Here is a 19,657-nt window from a genome sequence, read left to right as displayed (position 1 = left end):
AATCATTTGCTATTTAACGGGGTTTTCGTTAGTATTTTAAGTAAAGATTAATTTTGAAAGGAAATGTGTTTGATAAGGAATCGCCTGGAGGCATTGCATGCCAATGATTCAGTCGCGCACATTACGTATTTTGACATATGTCTCAAAATGAACAACAATATCTCGACCTCGCACAAAAGATTCTTGATGAAGGATCACATAAAGGAGACCGCACTGGTACTGGAACACGTTCATTGTTCGGTACACAAATGCGATTTAAACTGGCTGAAGGATTCCCCCTTTTAACTACCAAAAAGGTTTTCTTTGGTTTGATTAAAAGTGAACTTTTATGGTTCTTAAGAGGAGATAATAATATCCGATTCTTACTTGAACACAATAATCATATCTGGGATGAATGGGCGTTTAAAAAGTGGATTGAATCTGATAAATATACCGGTCCCGATATGACTAATTTTGGTCTTCGTTCACAAACTGATGAAAATTTTGCCAAAATATACAAAGAACAAAAAGACATTTTCGTTAACAACATTCTCAATGATGACGAATTCAAGGAAGAATTTGGTTATATTGGAAATGTTTATGGAAAATTGTGGCGTAGCTGGGAAACAAATAGTCTGACCGCCGGTGATGAAACCGTTGATCAGGTCGCCAGACTTATTGATCAAATTAAGGAAACACCGAATTCACGTCGCCTCATTTTAACAGCTTGGAATGCTGAGACCACACCGCAAGCTCCCTTACCTTCTTGTCACGTACTTAGTCAGTTTTATGTTGCGGACGGTAAACTCAGTTTGCAAATGTATCAACGCTCCGGTGACTTTTTCCTTGGTGTTCCATTTAATATTGCCAGCTATTCACTGTTGCTACACATGGTGGCAGCTCAAACTGGCTACGAAGTTGGTGAATTTATTCATACCATTGGTGACACGCATATCTACAATAATCATGTTGATCAAATAACAGAACAATTGTCACGGCCTATGCACAAATTACCAAAACTATGGCTAAATCCGGAAGTTAAATCATTGTTTGATTATACGATGGATGACATCAAAATATTAGATTACGATAGTGAACCGGCCATTAAAGCGCCCGTAGCTGTCTAAATAAAAAAAGTTATCTGAAAAATCAGATAACTTTTTTTAATTGTTGATTTTCTGACATACTCCAATACTCATTTTGTGTCACAATAAACGAGTCAAATAAACGTAAATCCATTTGATGACCAATTGTTGCCAAACGCTGACTGAAAGTAATATCTGCATTGGAAGGCATAATATTACCACTAGGATGGTTATGTGCAATCATGAATCCAAATGCGTTGGCTTTTAGTACGCGTTGAAATATCTCTCGTGGTGAAGCTTGTACTTGACTTAAAGTACCCACAAAGACTACTTCCCAACCGATAACATTCAACTGCGTATCAAGCAAAGCTACACTTAATTGTTCCTGCATTAAATTACCAATTTGTTGTTGCGCAAACCGGCCTATTGCTGCTGAATATTTGGCATTTAGTAACTGTGGCCGTCGCTGGTGCGCAACATGTTTGCCAATTTCAATTCCTAACAGCAAAGCTTCATTAGCAATCGGATTATGAGACAAAAAATCTTCCACTATATCATTTGTCAATTCATTTAAATTATAGTTATTTGGAAAGTAACGTTGAAAAATACGAATATCTTTCTTTTCCTTATACCCCAAAACATTGTAAAATTTCTCTACTTTTTCTTTGACCATATTGTTTACCTCTACAATATGATACGTCATTCTCTCTATTTTCTTATAGAACCTAAAGCACTTAATGAAAGAATGGCGGCTAAAACAATCAGTACTATGTCCACTCTAAATGTCCACAATGCACCAATGTGTGTTGATGAAGCCAACTCACGTACGTTAATTGCTTGCTTTTGAAATGTAGCAATAATGCCAGCAGCAAGTGCAATACCAACTGCAGCGGAATAGTTCGTTGTTGCAGAAAAAATAGAATTTCCTGAGCTTTGAAATTCAACTGGTACACTGCTTACCGAATAGGTCATGTTGTTACCAAACCAGAAACCCGCCCCTATCTGAATAACCATGAATCCACCTGTTAAACTAATGAGATTAATTGGGATAAATGCAATTAGTAACGTCCCAACAAACATCAATGTCACACCAATTGTAATTGGTAGCCGTGCACTATATCGATCATATAGGCGACCAGAAATTATAGCCATCATAGCATAACTTAAAGCACCTGGAAGTAAAGTCAAACCGGCAACTTGTGGGTTTTTGAGTAAAACAATTTGTAGAACCATGGGTATTGCATAGTTAAACGTTAGATTAACTATTTGAGCTACAAATGCCGCTGCTATACCAAAACGAAAAACCTTAAACTTAAATATTTCTGGGCTTAACAATGGATTTTCAACTCTTTTTGCATAAAGAATATATCCAATAATACCCACAAACATCGCCAAAGTCATCAATAAACTTAAAAGATTTACTAATCCATGTGTGCTGATTCTTTCGATGACAAAAATACCAGAGACAAAAAACAGACTTAACAACAGCCAGCCAATAATATCTAATTTTTCTTTTTTAATTGTTGAAACTTGCTTGATTGTGGCCCACCCAAGTATGAGAGAACCAATTTGAACGGGCAGCACAACCCAAAAGACCATATGCCAACCGTAATTTTGAGTTAGATAACCACCAAAAGCTGGACCAATTGCTGGAGCAAAAGAAATAATTAATGAGCCAAGTCCGACCATCGTGCCACGCTTTTTCTCAGGAACTTGTTCGAAAATAACATTATACATTAATGGTAAGCCAACGCCACCACCAATCCCTTGTAGCAACCGGCCGAACAATGTAATCACAAAGGTATTACTCACAGCATCAATCAGAACACCTACAATCGATATAACCGTGGCAACAATAAACTGGCTCCGATTGGTGAAGTTTTTCTTTAACCATGGCGACAAAATAACTACCATACTTGTCAACAAGATGACACCTGAGGTCAACCATTGTACTGTGCTAGAGGTTACCTTAAATTCTGTCATCAACATTGGAAAGCTGACGTTCAAGGCAGTTTCTAACATAATATCAGTAAATCCCAGCAATCCAATCGCTAAGACACTTAGCACCAAACGTGGGGATAACTTATCATCTATCATATTGCTCTCTTACCTCACTTATAAAATATAATGATCCAGTCAATACCGTTAAATCCGCGGTTGATTTTTCAACCGCTTCTTGCCAATGTGGCATCGCAGATACCTGATACTGTTTTAATGTCTGCTCAATGGATAAACTAGGACGGCCATTAGGTCCACTAAATGGCACAAGAACAATATTAAATCTGTCATCTCGCAATATTTCATTGAATTCAGCAGTAACATTTTTATCCATCAAACTACCAATAATCAAGGTGATTTTTTCCTTTGGATATGCCACTGACAACGACTTGTATAAAGCACGAAGTCCTTGAGCATTATGAGCACCATCCACCATAATGTTTGGTGCAATTAATTCAAACCGTCCCGAAAAGTGGCTCTCTTCTAGCCCTTTTTGAATTGTATCATCAGAAATATTCTGAGCAAAAGCACGTACTGCTGCAACAGCAGTCGCTGTGTTTTCTATCTGATATTCTCCTGGCAATCCGGATTGAAATTCATGGCGCAGACCTTTTATGACATGTGGGGTTTTCTTTTCAATGACCAAGCGTGCTTCATCTGGTAAATCACCGGTAACAACAGCAACATCATCATGAATAATACCGGCCTTCTGTGATGCAATTTCAGTAATTGTATTACCCAACATTTTCTGATGATCTAATCCTACGCTAGTGATAACAGCTACCTTTGTATTTGGCATCACATTAGTAGAGTCAAGTAAACCACCAATACCCACTTCTATCACTAATGCGTCTAATTTTTTTGAAGAAAAATAGGTGAACATAATCGCTGTCAAAACTTCAAATTCTACAGGAATATCCGGATATAATTCTGCATCAACGTTTATTAACACTTGTGCGACTTTGTTAGTAGCGTGCAGTAAATCATCTTTCGAAATCATCTCATTATTGATTTGTATTCGTTCCCGAAAATTAGTGATGAAAGGTGAAACAAACAAACCAGTATCATAACCTGCCACACGTAAAATGTTACTAGCCATCGTTGATACTGAGCCCTTACCATTCGTACCAGTGACATGTATGGCATATGGTAAATCATTTTGTGGATTTCCCAAGGCTGCTAACAATGTGGTCATGCGGTATAATGACTCTTTTTGACCACCTTTTGGCCGGTTATGAATATAAGATATGGCATCTTCAACTGTTTTCATTTACTTTCTCCAACTAAAAACCGTCCAAAATGTTTGGACGGTTTCATCGTGTTACAAAATGTGTGGATAACAACTCAATAATAGCTGAGCTCCACTTGTTCATAAGACATCATACAAAGATGTCTCAAACAGCATTTTAATTTATTAATCTTTTTCACGTACAGTAAATTCGCGACGTGATCCGCCACTACTGTTGCGACGACTTTCAGTTGAGCGACCGTCACGACGCTTGTAATCTCCAAAACGGCGTTCGCTAGAAGCAGCGCCACTGCCTCGACGGCGATCATTACCGCGGGTGTCACCATTACCACGACGTTCGCGATTGCCACGGTAACCACCGCCACCACCATTACGACGTCCGCCGCCATTACGTGAACCACCGCGTGAGCCACCATTACCACCCTTACGACGTGGTAATGGACGTTCACGAGTAATTTCAACTGGTGTATTTTGCTTTTCTAAATCAGCAACGCTAGATAATACAGCAGCAGCTAATTGTTCAGCACTATACTTTGCTGTCAACGCATCTACCTGAGATTGAATTTCTGAAACCTCAGTTGTATCAATTAACTTAGCAACTTCACCAGCAGCATTGTTAATCTTTCCAATACGAGCGTCCTTTAGAGATGCTGGTTCAAGAGGCGTCATGCGCTTCTTAGTCAAATCTTCAACAGCACGTAAGTAATCCATTTCGTTTGGTGCAACGAAAGTGACAGATACACCCTTAGCTCCAGCACGACCAGTACGTCCAATACGGTGAACATAAGATTCTGGATCTTGCGGAATATCAAAGTTATAAACGTGAGATACGTCCTTCACATCCAAACCACGTGCAGCAACGTCTGTTGCAACTAAAATATTAATTTCATGTGACTTAAATTGAGCCAACACACGTGAACGCATTTGTTGTGTTAAATCACCATGCAAACCAGCAGCGTGGTAACCACGTGCTTCTAATCCTCGTGATAATTCTTCAACGCGACGCTTTGTACGACCGAAGACGATCGCCAATTTTGGTGCCTGCACATCAAAGATACGCGTCATAGTATCAAACTTTTCGTTTTCGCGCATACGAACAAAGTATTGATCAACCAAATCAGTTGTTAATTCTTTTGCTTCGATTTGAATATGTTCAGGGTTCGTCATGAACTTGACACCAATACGCTTAATTGCTGGTGGCATTGTTGCTGAGAACAACAGTGTTTGACGCTCTGCTGGTGTCTTTGAAATAATTGCCTCAATATCGTCTAAGAAGCCCATATTTAACATTTCATCAGCTTCATCCAATACTAATGTACGAACATTATCAATTTTTACAGTCTTACGGTTAATGTGATCAAGTAAACGACCAGGTGTACCAACTAGGATTTGTGGATGTGACTTCAAATTTTGGATCTGACGGCGAATATCAGCACCACCAAAGACAACCTGTACATCAACTCGCTTGTCGCGTCCCAACTTTTTTAATTCTTCAGCTGTTTGAATTGCTAATTCACGCGTTGGTGATACAATCAATGCTTGAATGTTTTTATTATTTAAATCAATGTGCTCCAAGATTGGCAAACCAAATGCTGCTGTTTTACCAGTTCCTGTTTGTGCTTGTCCAATTACATCACGTCCTGCTAATGTTAATGGAATTGTCTTTTCTTGGATTGGTGTAGCTTCAACATATCCATGCGTTGTAATAGCATCCAAAATGTCTTGTGACAAACCTAATTCACTAAATTTCAAAATTTTTTCTCCTTGCGCTTTGTGCGCGTTTGCCATTACTTTGTTGGAATGGCAGTCATTTTTGTAAATAATTCTCTGGCTAATGGTTGAAAACTGTGATTCTTATAATATTGATTACTAAGCAATATTACCGCATCTTGTCCATTATTGCTTATAACAACCGTGGGTTCAAATCCTGGCAAAATGCCGTGAGCATTAAGGTATTTTCCCTCGTGATACATTCCAGCAGCATAAGTCTCACCGGTTCGTGTTTGCCATAACTGACTGGGATGTTTAATGATAACTTTATCAATCATTAATCGATAAAAGTGATACAATTCTCCAGTTGTCATGGCAACATTTCCGGTGCCAGTTTCACGGTTGTATGCCACTTGATTTTCACTATAAGCTTTTTCGTAACTATTATCATACCCAATAGAACGATGTTTGGAATTGATGAAATCTTGGTAATTTCTCACATTTAAATGATAAGTATTATTGAATACTTGGTTCAACAATACGGCAAACGTTTTATTAGTGAGCTTCATCAAAATACCTGCTAACAAACGATAATTGACCGGCTGGTAAGACCAACCGATTCCAGTACCAGGTTCACCAATTTTAACAGCATGAACAGCAGAAAAATCAATGTTATCTTCTTCGGACTCAAATGTCGTCGGTTGAATACGTTGACTTAAACCACTAGTCATGGTGATTAAATCGCTAATCGTAATACGATTAGCATTCACCACATTCGGATAATAATCACTCAGCTTGGTATCAAATGACAGTTTACCAGATTCTATTTGCTGCATTATTAATACAGCAGTCATGGATTTTTCAATTGAGGCAAGCTGAAAAAGTGTTGAGGCATCGTTATCACGATGCATTTTTTCATCTGCCTCACCATAGCCCTTTTGCAAAATAATTTCATTATGGTGCACAATCAGCGCTGTACCTATATAGTTTTCCGACTGAAGTTTTTTATCCAATGTCTCAGCAAATTTATTTTGTGGCGAGATATTGCTTTTTAGTGCTGACATACTGTTAGCACTATACTTATCATCAACGATTGGATTAATCGTATATTGACCGTTATTCAACTGATTCGGCCATAACACTAATCCCATGGTACAAACTAATATTAAGAACACAGACCATTTTCTGATCTTAAATTGTTGCTTCTGACTGCGTTTCATTTTGTGCCCCTCAACACATAAAACTATTTTACCAATGCGTTAACAACGTTCTCAAGATGAATCCCATGACTTGCTTTTAACAAAATCACGTCCCCGTTTTCACCTAACGTCTGTAAATCTTTGATTAATTCGGCTAACTGATCTGTTTCATATTGGTGCAAGTGCGCTGAATCAAAGCGTCGTTGCAAGATTGGATATAGATATTTATTCATCAATGGTCCAACCAAGTAAACGCCATCAACATTCGCATTTATCACCGTTTCTGCCAGACAAGCGTGCAAGCTTGCAGCCTGTTCGCCTAATTCTAACATATCACCCAACACAACATACTTGTGTGTGGCCGGTATAATTTTTAATGTTGCCAAGACAGCAGCAACAGCCGTTGGATTTGAGTTATAAACATCGCTAATTAAGTTCACGCCGTGAGATGTGGTGAGCTGTTCTGTGCGATTTTTTGTCAAATCAAAATGCTGAAGCGCTTCTGCAGCGTTTTTTAATTCAATATGTAATAAGATACCCGCTGAAATCGCTGCGAGCGCATTCATTATATTATACCGACCCAACAGTGGAATAGCAAATCGAGTATTTTGATAAGTAAAAATTGTCTTGGAGGATGACGAATTAATATCTTTAATATCTTGTCCAAAGGTTTGCACATTTTGTTTAACTTGTGCATTTGTCAGGAGAGGTTCATCGTAAGGAATCAATAATGTTCCTTGTGATTTGAGACCTTTAGTAATTTCGAGTTTTGCCTTAGCGATATTTTCACGTGTTCTGAAAAACTCAATATGCGCCTCTCCAATCATAGTAATGATGGCAATGTCTGGACTCACTAACTCAGATAATGTCGTCAATTGACCAGGTCGATCCATACCTAATTCTACCACTAACACTTCTGTATCATCTGGCATAGTGAGCAACGTCAAAGGAACACCAATTTCATTGTTAAAGTTTTCAGGTGTTTTAAAGGTTTTGTATTGAGAACCCATTATTGCCGAAGTCATATCTTTTGTTGTTGTTTTACCATTTGAACCAGTAATAGCAACAACTTTAGGATTAATTTGATGACGACGATATTCTCCCAATTGCTGAAGAGCTAACAATGTGTCTGATACAATAATAGCTGGAATTTTTGAATCTATTTGATGCCTGTCGTCCACTAAAACGGCTGTGGCCCCTTTTGTCAACGCCTGTTGCACATAATCATGCCCATCGTTTTCAGCAACCAGAGCAACAAATAAATCTCCAGATTTAACTTTACGAGAATCAAAAGACACACCAGTAACTATTTTGGAATCTATTTGTGTTGTCGCATTTAATATCTGACCTATCTTTTTTACTGAGTAATTCATTTTAATCCTTTCGGAACACTGTAATACTTTCGACGTGAGAAGTCTGTGGAAATTGATCCACTGGTAAGACCGAACCATCAATATGATACCCATTTTCAATAATCTCAACGGCGTCACGACTCAAAGTTACTGGATTGCAGCTAATATATACTATTTTTTCTGGTGACATATCAGTTGTGGCGTTAATGAGAGAAGTCGTTAAGCCACGTCTCGGTGGATCAACGAAAACAACATCTGGCTTCAAACCTTGTTCTTGCCACTTTTTAAATTGCACAGGTGCATCAGCCAAAATATATTCGGCATTAGAAATATTATTGACCTGTAAATTCAATTGTGCATCAGCAACTGCACCAGGAACAACTTCAACACCAAGTACTTTTTTAACCCGACTAGCAACGCTAATTCCAATAGTCCCAATACCTGAGTAAGCATCAATAACAGTGTCTGTCGGCTTCAAATCCGCTTTTTGGGCAGCTAAATCATATAGAACTTCGGTGGTTTGCGGATTAACTTGATAAAACGAATTAGGACCAATAATGAACTCATACCCAAGCAAAGTATCATAAATTGCTTTCTCGCCCCATAGTATTCGATTATTTGGACTTAACAAAACGTAGTCTTTTTTGGGACTATAGTTCAAAATCAAGCTTTTTAATTCTGTCAGCTGGTTTCGGATATCAGCAATAATTTCTGTTTCGTGCGAAATGACTTCTTCGTTTGAAACCAATACGACCATTAATTCATGAGAATAATAGCCACGACGTATCATTATATAACGAATCGCACCACGTTCCAAATCAGGATCAAATGCTGTGATATCATACTTCTCCAGAATATTTCGAACCACAATAATTGCCTGATCAATTTCTGCATCGTTAACAAAATAATCATCCATGGGTACTAAATCATGAGTCCCCCTCTTGTAAAACCCGCTAGTCAAATGATCATTCTGCCATTTCACTGGCACAATAGTCTTATTACGATAGTATGTTGGATTGTCCATCCCAATCGTTCGGTCAACTGACACATCAATATGCTGTTCTTCAAACAGTCTCTTCACTTGGGCTTGTTTTAGTTCAAGTTGTGCCTCATATTTCAAGTTCACTAATGGTGCTGTACCGGCATCAATCAAATACTGCCGGTCACTATTTTGACGTTTATCTGAACTTTCCAACCAATCAAGAACTTTAGCATAGCCAGAAAATTTGTCTACTTGAGTTACCAGTAAATGCACCTTTTCTCCTGGTAATGCATCAGCAACATACAACGGATACTTTGCTGTGACATAAACAATACCCATACCATCAATCCGAATATCATCGACGACAACGATCAACTCTTGATTTAATTTTACTGGTAAAACTGTGCGTGCGATAATTTTCACCTCATACATAAAAAGCGTTCACTAAAGTGAACGCTTCTAAAAGAACAATTACTTGTCTTCGTTGTTCTTGAAACCAAATCCAGCAAACTTCTTGTTGAACTTGTCGACCGCACCATCGGCTTGCGTAAACTTTTGCTTACCTGTGTAGAATGGGTGTGAATCAGATGTAATATCCATACGAATTGCTGGATATTCTTTACCTTCAAAATCAGTTGTGTCATTTGATGTTACAGTTGAAGCTGACAAGAACTTCTTTCCTGTTGAAGCATCAATGAAAACAACTTGACGATAATCTGGGTGGATTTCTGCTTGCATTGTTCATTTCTCCTTAGCGCCCTGAGTCTCGTGACCCAGAGTCAGTTATTAACTAAACTAGTATACCAAATATTAATTCGTAACGCAATACATTATGGCATTAGATTGATAAGGTCGATGCCTTCAATATTAATGTCGGCACCTAAACTTGTTAACTTCTCTTGAATACGATCATATCCACGTAAAATATGATCGGCATTGTTAATGATCGTCTCACCATCAGCCATAATTGCTGCAATGACTAATGCTGCTCCTGCGCGAATTTCTGCAGCCTCAACATCCGTACCAACCAAGCGCGGTGACTGATTAATTTTAATTTCGCCCGGCTTAGCTGAAGCAATATCACCACCCATACGACGTAATTCAGCAATATGCTTCACTCGTTTTGGATAAATGGTATCAATAATAGTACTTTCACCCTGAGCTATTAGCAGTAAAGGAGTGATAGGTTGTTGCAAGTCAGTAGCAAAACCAGGGTACGGCATCGTTTTGATGGCGACCGGTTTTAATGCATCTGATTTGTATACATGAACTGCATCTTCACCAATATCAAGGTTAACACCCATTTCAATTAGTTTTGATGTATATGATTCTAAGTGTTCTGGAATAACATTTTTTATTGTCACGCCATCCCCATATGCTGCTGCCATACTCATGTATGTTCCAGCTTCAATCCGATCAGGAATAACAGTGTGCGTATTGCGTGCCTTCAAAGTCGGTACGCCAGCAATACGAATAGTATCTGTTCCCGCACCACGAATGTTAGCACCCATGTTGTTCAAAAATGTTGCAATATCAATGATTTCAGGTTCTCGTGCAGCATTTTCAATAACTGTTTGGCCTTTTGCACGAACCGCAGCCAAAACGATATTAATAGTAGCACCAACAGATACAGTATCTAAAGCGATACGCGCACCAATTAGACCATGATCCGTTGCATCAATATGAATAATATCATTGCTTTCAGTCACCACGGCACCTAGCGCTTCAAACCCCTTAATATGCTGATCAATAGGGCGTCTGCCTAAATTATCACCACCAGGGAAAGTCACTGTTGCACGGCCAAACCGGCCAAGTAATGCACCCATAAAATAATATGAAGCGCGTAATGACTTAATAGCGCCACTGGGCAAATCACTTTCTTCAATGCGTGTTGGATCAATATCCAACACCCCATTTTCAAACTTAGACGTCACATTCATTGCTTGCAAAATCAATTGCAGGTTTTTAACATCTAGAATTTGTGGTACCGTATCAAATTTCACCGGTGTATCAGCTAAAATGGCCGCCGGGATTAATGCTACTGTTGAATTTTTAGCGCCACCAATTGTGACTTCTCCACGTATGCGTTTACCGCCGTGTACGATTATTTTTGCCATGAAATTATCCTATAACTTTATAGTCTGCAACCCATTATATCGTATTTACAATGACAACTCAAATAACATTAGAAAAATAATTAGCGTATTTCTACATTAAATTTAGATTGTAATTCACTCATAATATGTTCAAAATCAGAATTCACATCAGTTTCTAGCAACGTGCCATCACTATCTTGATAAGTTAACGTGTAAGCAAGTGATTTTTTGCTTTCTGGCAGATTGTTACCTGTATAAACATCAAACAAAGTCACATCAACTAAGTGCTCCCCTGCTGTCTCTACAATTGTTGCACTAATTTCACTATTTGTTGTCGCCTGATCAACTAATAATGCGGCATCTCGACTAATTTGTGGAAAACGTGAAATAGGATTAAATTGAATACTATCTGTCACATGATTAAATACAGTAAATAAATTAAGTTCAAACCCAAATACTGGCGCTAATTTTTGCTTTTTTGTAATCTTGGGATGAATTTGACCAACAAATCCGACATATTGTTCTCCAATATAAATATCAGCCGTTTGACCAGGGTGCATACTTTCATGGCGTTCTGTCGCAATATAACGGACGTTATCGACACCAATCTGATCTAAATAATTTTCTACAATTCCTTTGATATCATAAAAATCAACGGCTTTTTCTTGCTTAGATTCTTGCCATGATGATTTTTGTAAATTACCAGTTACTACTCCCGCTATATGCTCAATTTCTTTTGGTTGCTCATTAGGTTCATTAGCAATGAACACTCGACCTTGTTCATATAACGCAACGTTAGGTACAAAATGGCTCACATTATAACTGACATCATCTAATAATCCTGCTAATAAATTTTGGCGAGCCGTTGTACGGTCAGAGCTCATAGGATAGTTTAATGTTACAACACCATCTGCTTTATTTTCAGCAAATAACTGGGCTTTTTCACTCGTTGTTAACACATATGAAATTGCTTGATTTAATCCCAAGCTTTCCATAATATGCCGACTAGCACGGATTTGACGTTGCTCTCTAGACAATTTACCAGACGTTGTAGGACCGTAAGGCAATGTAACTGGTAAGTTATCATAACCATACAAACGTGCTACTTCTTCAATTAAATCGGCCTCAATAGAAATATCAGCACGACGTGCTGGCACATCAACAACAATTTTTTCATCATTTTTTTCATAAACAAAGTTCAGCTTATCAAAAATGTTAGCAATTTCATCTGTTTCTAATGATGTACCCAAAATATTATTTACCCGTTGCGTTGACAATGACAAGCGGATATCTTTACGAACATTATCAGCGGCAACAATTTGGCCACGTGCTACTTGACCGTCTGCTAATTCATCTACTAAACTAGCTGCATGATCCAAGGCATTAAGTGTTTCATCCCAGTTTAATCCACGCTCAAAGCGTGATGATGCCTCAGAATGCAAATTATGGCGTCTTGCAGTTGCTCGAACCAAACTTGGGTTAAATATGGCACTTTCAATCACAATATTTTTTGTATTATTATCGATTTCAGAACCCATGCCACCCATGACACCAGCTAACATCAATCCTTCTGATTCATCAGCAATGACAATGTCTTCACCGGATCGCAATGATCGCTCTTCACCATCGAGGGTTACCAACTTTTCGCCATCTTTCGCACGGCGTACGTAAATATCTGAACCATTTAACTTGTCCAAATCAAATGCATGTAGTGGTTGCCCATAGGTTAACATCATATAATTAGTGATATCAACGATATTGTTGATTGGACGCATACCGGCATTCCACAGGCGCTTTTGTAACCACAAGGGAGAATCCTTTATAGTGACGTTGTTTACAACGCGCAACGCATACTTTGAAACTAGTTCTTGATCATCAATTTGAACAGAAACTTGACTATCTGCTGTTTGTTCGTACTCGACCAGTTCAAATGATGGCAGAGTAACCGGCTTATTTAACATCGCCCCAAATTCATAGGCTGTACCGATCATTGATAGCATATCTGCTCGATTAGGCGTTAAGTCAGTATCTAATACCGGCTCATCCATTCCCAAAGCTACAAGCGCATCATCTCCAGGTTTAACATCATCAGTTTCATTAAAAACATAAATCCCTGCTTCAAACGCTTTGGGGGCAATTTTGTCACTGAAGCCAATTTCCTGTAGTGCAACTAACATGCCATAAGAGAATTCTCCACGTAATTTAACTGCATTTAGTTCAATTAGCTCACCATTTTCACGGTTAATAATATGTGCACCAACTTTAGCTAAAATAACCATTTGTCCTTCGGCTACGTTAGGCGCTCCTGTGATAATTTGTATTGGTTCTGGCTCACCAGCCTCAACCTGAGTAATAACCATGTGGTCAGAATCTGGGTGTGGAATTACTGATAATATTTTAGCTACTACAAGACCGTTTTGCCCTGAAGCAATCGTTGTATTACTGTCGATTTCTACACTTGTACGCTCTACTTTTTCCGCTAAATCACTCACTGATTTTGGGTGCAAGTCAATTTCATTATCCAAATATTCATTTATCCATGTTAAGCTTGTTTTCATAATCAGTTCCCCTTTCGATTGAATTGTGATAAGAAACGCACATCATTCAAGTAAAATTGGCGGATGTCATCTACGCCATATTTCAACATAGCAAATCGATCTGGTCCTAAGCCGAAGGCGAAAGCTGAATATTTTTCAGGATCAATGCCATCCATTTTTAACACATTTGGGTGTGTCATTCCAGCACCAAGAACTTCAATCCACTCAATGTCTTCTGGATTCATATCTGGTGTAACTTCATTCCAGGAAACATCTACCTCCACAGATGGCTCAGTGAAAGGGAAATAAGAAGGTCGCATGCGAATTTGATGTTTTTCACCAAATAATTCTTGCATAATGGAAAGCAATGTACCTTTTAAGTCAGCCATTGTGATATTTTCGCCAACCACCATGCCCTCAACTTGATGGAACTGATGCGAGTGAGTGGCATCATCCGTGTCACGACGATAGACTTTTCCAGGAGCAATCATTTTCAGTGGTCCCTTTGAAAAATCATGTTTTTCAAGCGATCGAGATTGAACTGGAGATGTTTGCGTACGCAATAAAATTTCTGGCGTAATGTAAAATGTATCTTGCATATCGCGAGCAGGATGATCCTTAGGCAAATTTTCACGTTCAAAGTTATATTCATCAGTCTCAACTTCTGGTGAATCAACTGTATCATCGATTATTTCAAACCCAAGGCCCAAGAAATGTTGTTCAATTTCGTCAATAATTTGTTGTAAAACGTGTGGTTGTCCCACCTGATGCGCGCTACCCGGCAGAGTAACATCAATTTTTTCTGCCAATAACTGTTGATTTAAAGCATATTCTTCTTGCGCTTGTTTTTTTTGTTTCAATAACTCTGTGATAGTTTGACGAACATCATTACCAACTTCACCAACCATTTTACGATTTTCTGCGGCGACATCCTTCATCCCCTTCAGCAAACCTGTTAACTCACCCTTTTTTCCTAATAACTTCACACGTAATTGCTCAATATCAGCATTTTTATCATTAATTCGTTCTACTGCTGAATTTTTTAAAGCCGTAAGATCTTCAATTAAGCCCATATTTTTTCCTTTCAATATTGTGACCATTAACTTTTGTCTTTACCAGTCACCTATACTTTACAAATTAAAAGTCCCATGTAATTCTTCCAAAAAAGAACTACATGGGACGTTAAATACCGTGGTACCACCCAAATTCCTGGATAAATCCAGCTTTGGTGTCCATAACGGAGACAACCGTTGGCGATTAAACCAATACTCCTGACTGAATTTCACCGTATCTTAGCCACGGTCTTTCACTAATCACCGTTCGCTGAGGGCATCAATACAATTACTGGGTCATTCATCGTATGCTTCTTTAGTATATCAAAATTTTGTTGCACTGTCAGGTTCTTCCAGGTTAGCAACGTTATTGAATTGATCTGACCATTCATGAATTGCTGTCATCATAGGTCGCATAGCTTCTCCCGCCTCAGTTAATTTATACTCAATTAAATTGGAATCTTTATAAGTTTGACGAATTACTATGTTTGCAGCCTCTAACTCTTTTAAGCGCTCAACTAACACCCGATCCGAACACCCTGAAACAGCACGTGATATTTCTAAAAACCTTTTGGCGCCACTAATCAGCAATGTTTCAATAATTAGTCCGTTCCATTTACGCCCCAAAAGTTCGAAAGTACAGGTGAAGTTCTTGCACAAAGTATTTTCAGTATTTTTTGTTTTTTTAACCATCATAACCCCCTATTTTTAGTTAATTCACTTGAAATACAGCTCGTTCACCTTCCAAGACACGAACGATATCCTCTGCCGCTTTCAAAGCTACATTATCCATGGCCTCCTTGGAAATCATAGCGACATGTGGTGTAACAAATGCATTAGGCAAGTGTAGTAATGGATTTTCCGCTGTAATTGGTTCTTTTTCAACAACATCTACCCCAGCGCCAGCAATTTCCTCATTAGTTAATGCCTCAACCAATGCCCTCTCATCAACAAGTGCTCCACGTCCGATATTAACTAATACGGCACTCTTTTTCATTTTTCTAAAAACACTTGCATTAATCATATGCTTTGTTTCAGGAGTTGCTGGAAGCGCTGTCACTACAAAATCCGCTTGTTCATATATCTCATCTAGCGTTGCCATATGACCATTAGTTACCTCATGTTGATGTCGTGCATAAGCCAATACTTTTACATTAAATCCTGTCAACATACGATTAATTTCTTGGCCGATGTGCCCATAGCCAATAAGACCAACTGTTTTTCCAGTTAACTCTTGACCGTGATGCGCGGCTAGGTAACGCTTGTTCGCGTTATCAGTAATAGCTTGACGACGCTGATAAAACAGTCGTCCAGCCATCAATATATGCATCATAGCCGTTTCGGCGACCGCAGTTGCATTCGCTCCAGGCGTGTTGGTCACAACAATATCATGTGCACTGGCTGCATCTAAATCAACATTATCATATCCAACGCCATGACGTGCAACTACCTTGAGATTGGGCATTTTGGACATCAAGCTTTCACCAAATGGATGCATCATAATTAGAATGCCATCAACATCTGCATGCTCCAGAAAATCATCATCTGAGGCCTGATCATTTTTAATCACTTGATATCCCTTGGATTCAAGATAGTCGACAGCTTTTTGAGATGTCATGTTAGCTACTAATACTTTTTTCATTAGAATAGTTCTCCCGTAAATGGTAACTTTGGTGTTTGATCAAAATCATACGTTGCAATGTCGTCCGAATTTGTGATGTAGGCAGTCAGTGATTCTGATAGCATCAAATTCACTGGGAACTTCAATTCATTAAATACAATAATTGGCTTTTTTTGTACCCATGCCATGCCCTGCTCAAAGGCTGTTCCTGAATCGGCATCATCATCACGATAATCAATAATCGACAAAATCATGTCCGCATCTGTGACATTCTTGATATCACGTTGAAAAACCTCTGCCGCCCATGGTGAGGTGAATTCAGGGTTTTCAGTCTTTTGATGTTTGCGGGGTGAATAATAATCAGTAACAGTTGGATTCGAATCAAGAGCAGCTTCAATACGTTTCACACGATCGATTTGTTCATCTGAAAAAAAAGGTCCTGCAAGATAGATTTGTGACATTATTATTCTTCTTTCTTTATTGTAATGAATTAAAGGATCCCGGCATTAGTTCTGCAATATTTGTTTCAATTTCTTTACCCTGATCGTTAATCAACCAAATCGGCATGTCAGGATCAAAAAACTCCACCATCACTTGTCGACAAGCACCACATGGAGCTATAGGTTCGTCTGTACGCCCTGAAATAACTAACCCATGAAAATGGCGTTGCCCTGCTGCTATAGCTGTAAAAATTGCAGTTCTCTCGGCACAATTGGTTAGACCAAATGATACATTTTCAATATTAACACCTTTGAAAATTTCACCATTTTCGCCGAGTAACGCAGCACCTACAGGAAAATGAGAGTAAGGGGTATATGTATCGTTAAGTGCTTGATTTGCAACGTCGACAAGTTTTCGTGGGGCCATGATCATTTTCTCCTAATATTATTTTAGCAAAAAATCAGCCGCAAGGACTGATTAGTTTTGTTTTTTATATACGTGGTTAACAATTTCTATTTAACCAATAGACAAATATTTCACTTTAACATGATTTTTTCAAACTCATTTAATCGCTCTTCAAACACTTTGAAAGCTTCATTTAAATAGTCCGGTTGACTCATGTTAACGCCAGCTTTTTTGATCACATTTAAAGCATAATCTGAATTACCTGCTTTCAGATAGTTCTTATAATCCTCAGCACCATTTTGTGTTAGTATGCGTTCTGCCAAAGTTGTGGCAGCAGCTTCGCCTGTCGAATATTGATAAACATAGAAATTGTAATAAAAATGTGGAATACGTGCCCATTCATAAGCAATAGCTTCATCTGGAAATAAGTCCGATCCATAAAACTTTTGATTCAACGATCCATAGAATGTACTCATCTCATCAGCTGTCAAAGCCACTCCAGCCGCACTTTGTTCATGAATCCATTGCTCAAACTCAGCAAATTGAGTTTGGCGGAAAACTGTTCCTTTGAATCCATCTAGATACTGGTTCAATACGTAGGCCTGAAACTTGGGATCATCATTTGTCTTTAGCAAATAATCCGTTAATAATCCCTCATTAGTAGTTGAAGCAATTTCAGCTAAGAATATTGGATAATCACCATAATGATACTCTTGATTATGGCGTGTAAAGTATGAATGAACCGAATGTCCCATTTCATGAGCCAACGTATAAACATTATTCAAATTGTTCTGCCAGTTAAGCAAAATGAATGGTTTTGTATCATACGAACCGCTTGAATAAGCGCCAGTACGCTTCCCCTTATTTTCAACCACATCAATCCATCGTTCATCAAAAGCCTTTTGAACAATAGCGATGTAATCCTCGCCTAACGGTGCCAAAGCCGCCAAAACAATGTCTTTTGCCTTTTCATATGTTACTTCAAAATTAATTTCATCAACAAGTGGTACATATAAATCGTAAGAGTGTACATCGTCAACATTAAGAATTTTTTTACGTAATGATACAAAACGGTGTAGTAATGGCAGATTGGCATCAACTGTTTTGGTTAATGTTTCAAAAACTGACTCAGGAATATCATTGGCTGTTACAGCAGCTTGACGAGCTGAATCATAGTGACGAGTTTTAGCCAAAAAGTTATGTCCCTTGACATGTGAAGATAACGTTGAGGCAAATGTATTTTGTAAAGCAATATAACTATCATAAAGCGTTGTGAACGCTTCCTCACGCAATGAACGATCTTTAGACTCCAACAACAATGAATAGAGTCCATTTGTCAATGGCACAATTTCACCTGTTTCAGTATGGACATCACCAAAAACAATATCTGAATTATCCAATGCACCAAAAGTCTGTTCAGAAGCATTAAAGATGTCGCTTGCTCCTGCTAGTAAGGCTTCCTGTTCTGCAGGTAGCGTATGCGGTTTACGAGCTTTTAAAACGTCAAAAAAGTGTGCATATTTTTTCAAACCAGCTGTCGCTAAGTATGCATCTAGTTTCTCGTTTGACAATGCTAACACTTCAGGCTGGAAGAAGGCTGTATTCGCACTTAATTCAGCATATAAGCCTTGAACACGAGCATTATATGCACTATACTTTTGATTAGTTGTATCTTGATCATAAATTTGATGAGCATATACGTAGACTTTTTCGAATTGACGTTCTACTGCTAAATCTGCTTCTAAGGCTTCTTTCAAAACATCCGCAGAATCCCCGACGTGTCCAGCATACTTGCTTAATGCTTGTGCAGACTTTCGTGTCTCATTAAAAGCGGTTTCCCAAGCTTCATCTGTCGGAAAAATTGAGGATAGATCCCATGTAAGATTTTCTGGTACTTGATTACGTAATAGTTGTTTTTCAGACATAATTATTTAATTTGCGATCAAACGCA

17 protein-coding genes and 1 other annotated feature are annotated in these 19,657 nt (G+C 38.4%); of the genes, 1 reads left to right on the top strand and 16 read right to left on the bottom strand.

Annotated elements, in window-relative coordinates:
* Positions 1-137 precede the first annotated feature (137 nt).
* Positions 138-1,106 (top strand): thymidylate synthase, encoded by a 969-nt coding sequence (locus RHP64_RS02255; RefSeq protein WP_025267797.1) that lies wholly within the window; start codon positions 138-140, stop codon positions 1,104-1,106.
* Between the two features lie 22 nt (positions 1,107-1,128).
* On the opposite strand, the gene RHP64_RS02250 is transcribed toward RHP64_RS02255, so the two are convergent.
* From RHP64_RS02250 to pepF, 16 genes are all read right to left on the bottom strand, one after another.
* The gene (locus RHP64_RS02250) at positions 1,129-1,767 is read right to left on the bottom strand and encodes a JAB domain-containing protein (RefSeq protein WP_223825229.1); all 639 of its coding nucleotides are present in this window, start codon (positions 1,765-1,767) and stop codon (positions 1,129-1,131) included.
* A gap of 5 nt (positions 1,768-1,772) precedes the next feature.
* Positions 1,773-3,161, bottom strand: coding sequence for an MFS transporter (locus RHP64_RS02245; protein ID WP_014324337.1), 1,389 nt, complete (start codon positions 3,159-3,161; stop codon positions 1,773-1,775).
* Positions 3,151-4,332, bottom strand: a complete 1,182-nt coding sequence (locus tag RHP64_RS02240) for a bifunctional folylpolyglutamate synthase/dihydrofolate synthase (RefSeq protein ID WP_025267795.1) — start codon at positions 4,330-4,332, stop codon at positions 3,151-3,153. The genes RHP64_RS02245 and RHP64_RS02240 overlap by 11 nt, the downstream gene beginning before the upstream one ends.
* Before the next feature lie 144 nt (positions 4,333-4,476).
* The gene (locus RHP64_RS02235) at positions 4,477-6,063 is read right to left on the bottom strand and encodes a degradosome RNA helicase CshA (RefSeq protein WP_011679300.1); all 1,587 of its coding nucleotides are present in this window, start codon (positions 6,061-6,063) and stop codon (positions 4,477-4,479) included.
* A gap of 35 nt (positions 6,064-6,098) precedes the next feature.
* A complete protein-coding gene (locus tag RHP64_RS02230; RefSeq protein ID WP_025267794.1) occupies positions 6,099-7,241 on the bottom strand; it encodes a serine hydrolase domain-containing protein in 1,143 nt (380 codons plus the stop codon).
* A gap of 23 nt (positions 7,242-7,264) precedes the next feature.
* A complete protein-coding gene (locus tag RHP64_RS02225; RefSeq protein WP_025267793.1) occupies positions 7,265-8,593 on the bottom strand; it encodes a UDP-N-acetylmuramoyl-tripeptide--D-alanyl-D-alanine ligase in 1,329 nt (442 codons plus the stop codon).
* Position 8,594: 1 nt separating this feature from the next.
* Positions 8,595-9,986: a 23S rRNA (uracil(1939)-C(5))-methyltransferase RlmD gene (gene rlmD / locus RHP64_RS02220; protein WP_036089955.1), complete on the bottom strand. Its 1,392-nt coding sequence runs from the start codon at positions 9,984-9,986 to the stop codon at positions 8,595-8,597.
* Positions 9,987-10,025: 39 nt separating this feature from the next.
* Entirely contained in the window at positions 10,026-10,292 is a 267-nt protein-coding gene (locus RHP64_RS02215; protein ID WP_004164650.1) for a type B 50S ribosomal protein L31, read from the bottom strand.
* Between the two features lie 92 nt (positions 10,293-10,384).
* Complete coding sequence (locus RHP64_RS02210) at positions 10,385-11,671, bottom strand: UDP-N-acetylglucosamine 1-carboxyvinyltransferase (RefSeq protein WP_011679296.1); 1,287 nt, start codon at positions 11,669-11,671, stop codon at positions 10,385-10,387.
* A gap of 80 nt (positions 11,672-11,751) precedes the next feature.
* Positions 11,752-14,208: a phenylalanine--tRNA ligase subunit beta gene (pheT, locus tag RHP64_RS02205; protein ID WP_025267791.1), complete on the bottom strand. Its 2,457-nt coding sequence runs from the start codon at positions 14,206-14,208 to the stop codon at positions 11,752-11,754.
* A 2-nt stretch (positions 14,209-14,210) separates the two neighbouring features.
* Entirely contained in the window at positions 14,211-15,260 is a 1,050-nt protein-coding gene (pheS, locus tag RHP64_RS02200) for a phenylalanine--tRNA ligase subunit alpha (protein WP_025267790.1), read from the bottom strand.
* 99 nt (positions 15,261-15,359) lie between these two features.
* Positions 15,360-15,553: a binding site (T-box leader), on the bottom strand.
* A gap of 10 nt (positions 15,554-15,563) precedes the next feature.
* Positions 15,564-15,932, bottom strand: a complete 369-nt coding sequence (locus RHP64_RS02195; RefSeq protein WP_011679293.1) for a winged helix-turn-helix transcriptional regulator — start codon at positions 15,930-15,932, stop codon at positions 15,564-15,566.
* A 19-nt stretch (positions 15,933-15,951) separates the two neighbouring features.
* Positions 15,952-16,881, bottom strand: a complete 930-nt coding sequence (locus RHP64_RS02190) for a phosphoglycerate dehydrogenase (protein ID WP_025267789.1) — start codon at positions 16,879-16,881, stop codon at positions 15,952-15,954.
* A complete protein-coding gene (locus RHP64_RS02185) occupies positions 16,881-17,321 on the bottom strand; it encodes a nucleoside 2-deoxyribosyltransferase (protein ID WP_025267788.1) in 441 nt (146 codons plus the stop codon). Before RHP64_RS02185 ends, RHP64_RS02190 begins: the two co-directional genes overlap by 1 nt.
* A 16-nt stretch (positions 17,322-17,337) precedes the next feature.
* Positions 17,338-17,727, bottom strand: coding sequence for a cytidine deaminase (locus RHP64_RS02180; protein ID WP_011679291.1), 390 nt, complete (start codon positions 17,725-17,727; stop codon positions 17,338-17,340).
* Between the two features lie 110 nt (positions 17,728-17,837).
* Entirely contained in the window at positions 17,838-19,631 is a 1,794-nt protein-coding gene (pepF, locus tag RHP64_RS02175) for an oligoendopeptidase F (protein WP_025267786.1), read from the bottom strand.
* Positions 19,632-19,657: the final 26 nt, after the last annotated feature.

The organism is Leuconostoc sp. XM4 (assembly GCF_055698815.1).
This window is presented reverse-complemented; position numbering and strand designations above follow the sequence as displayed.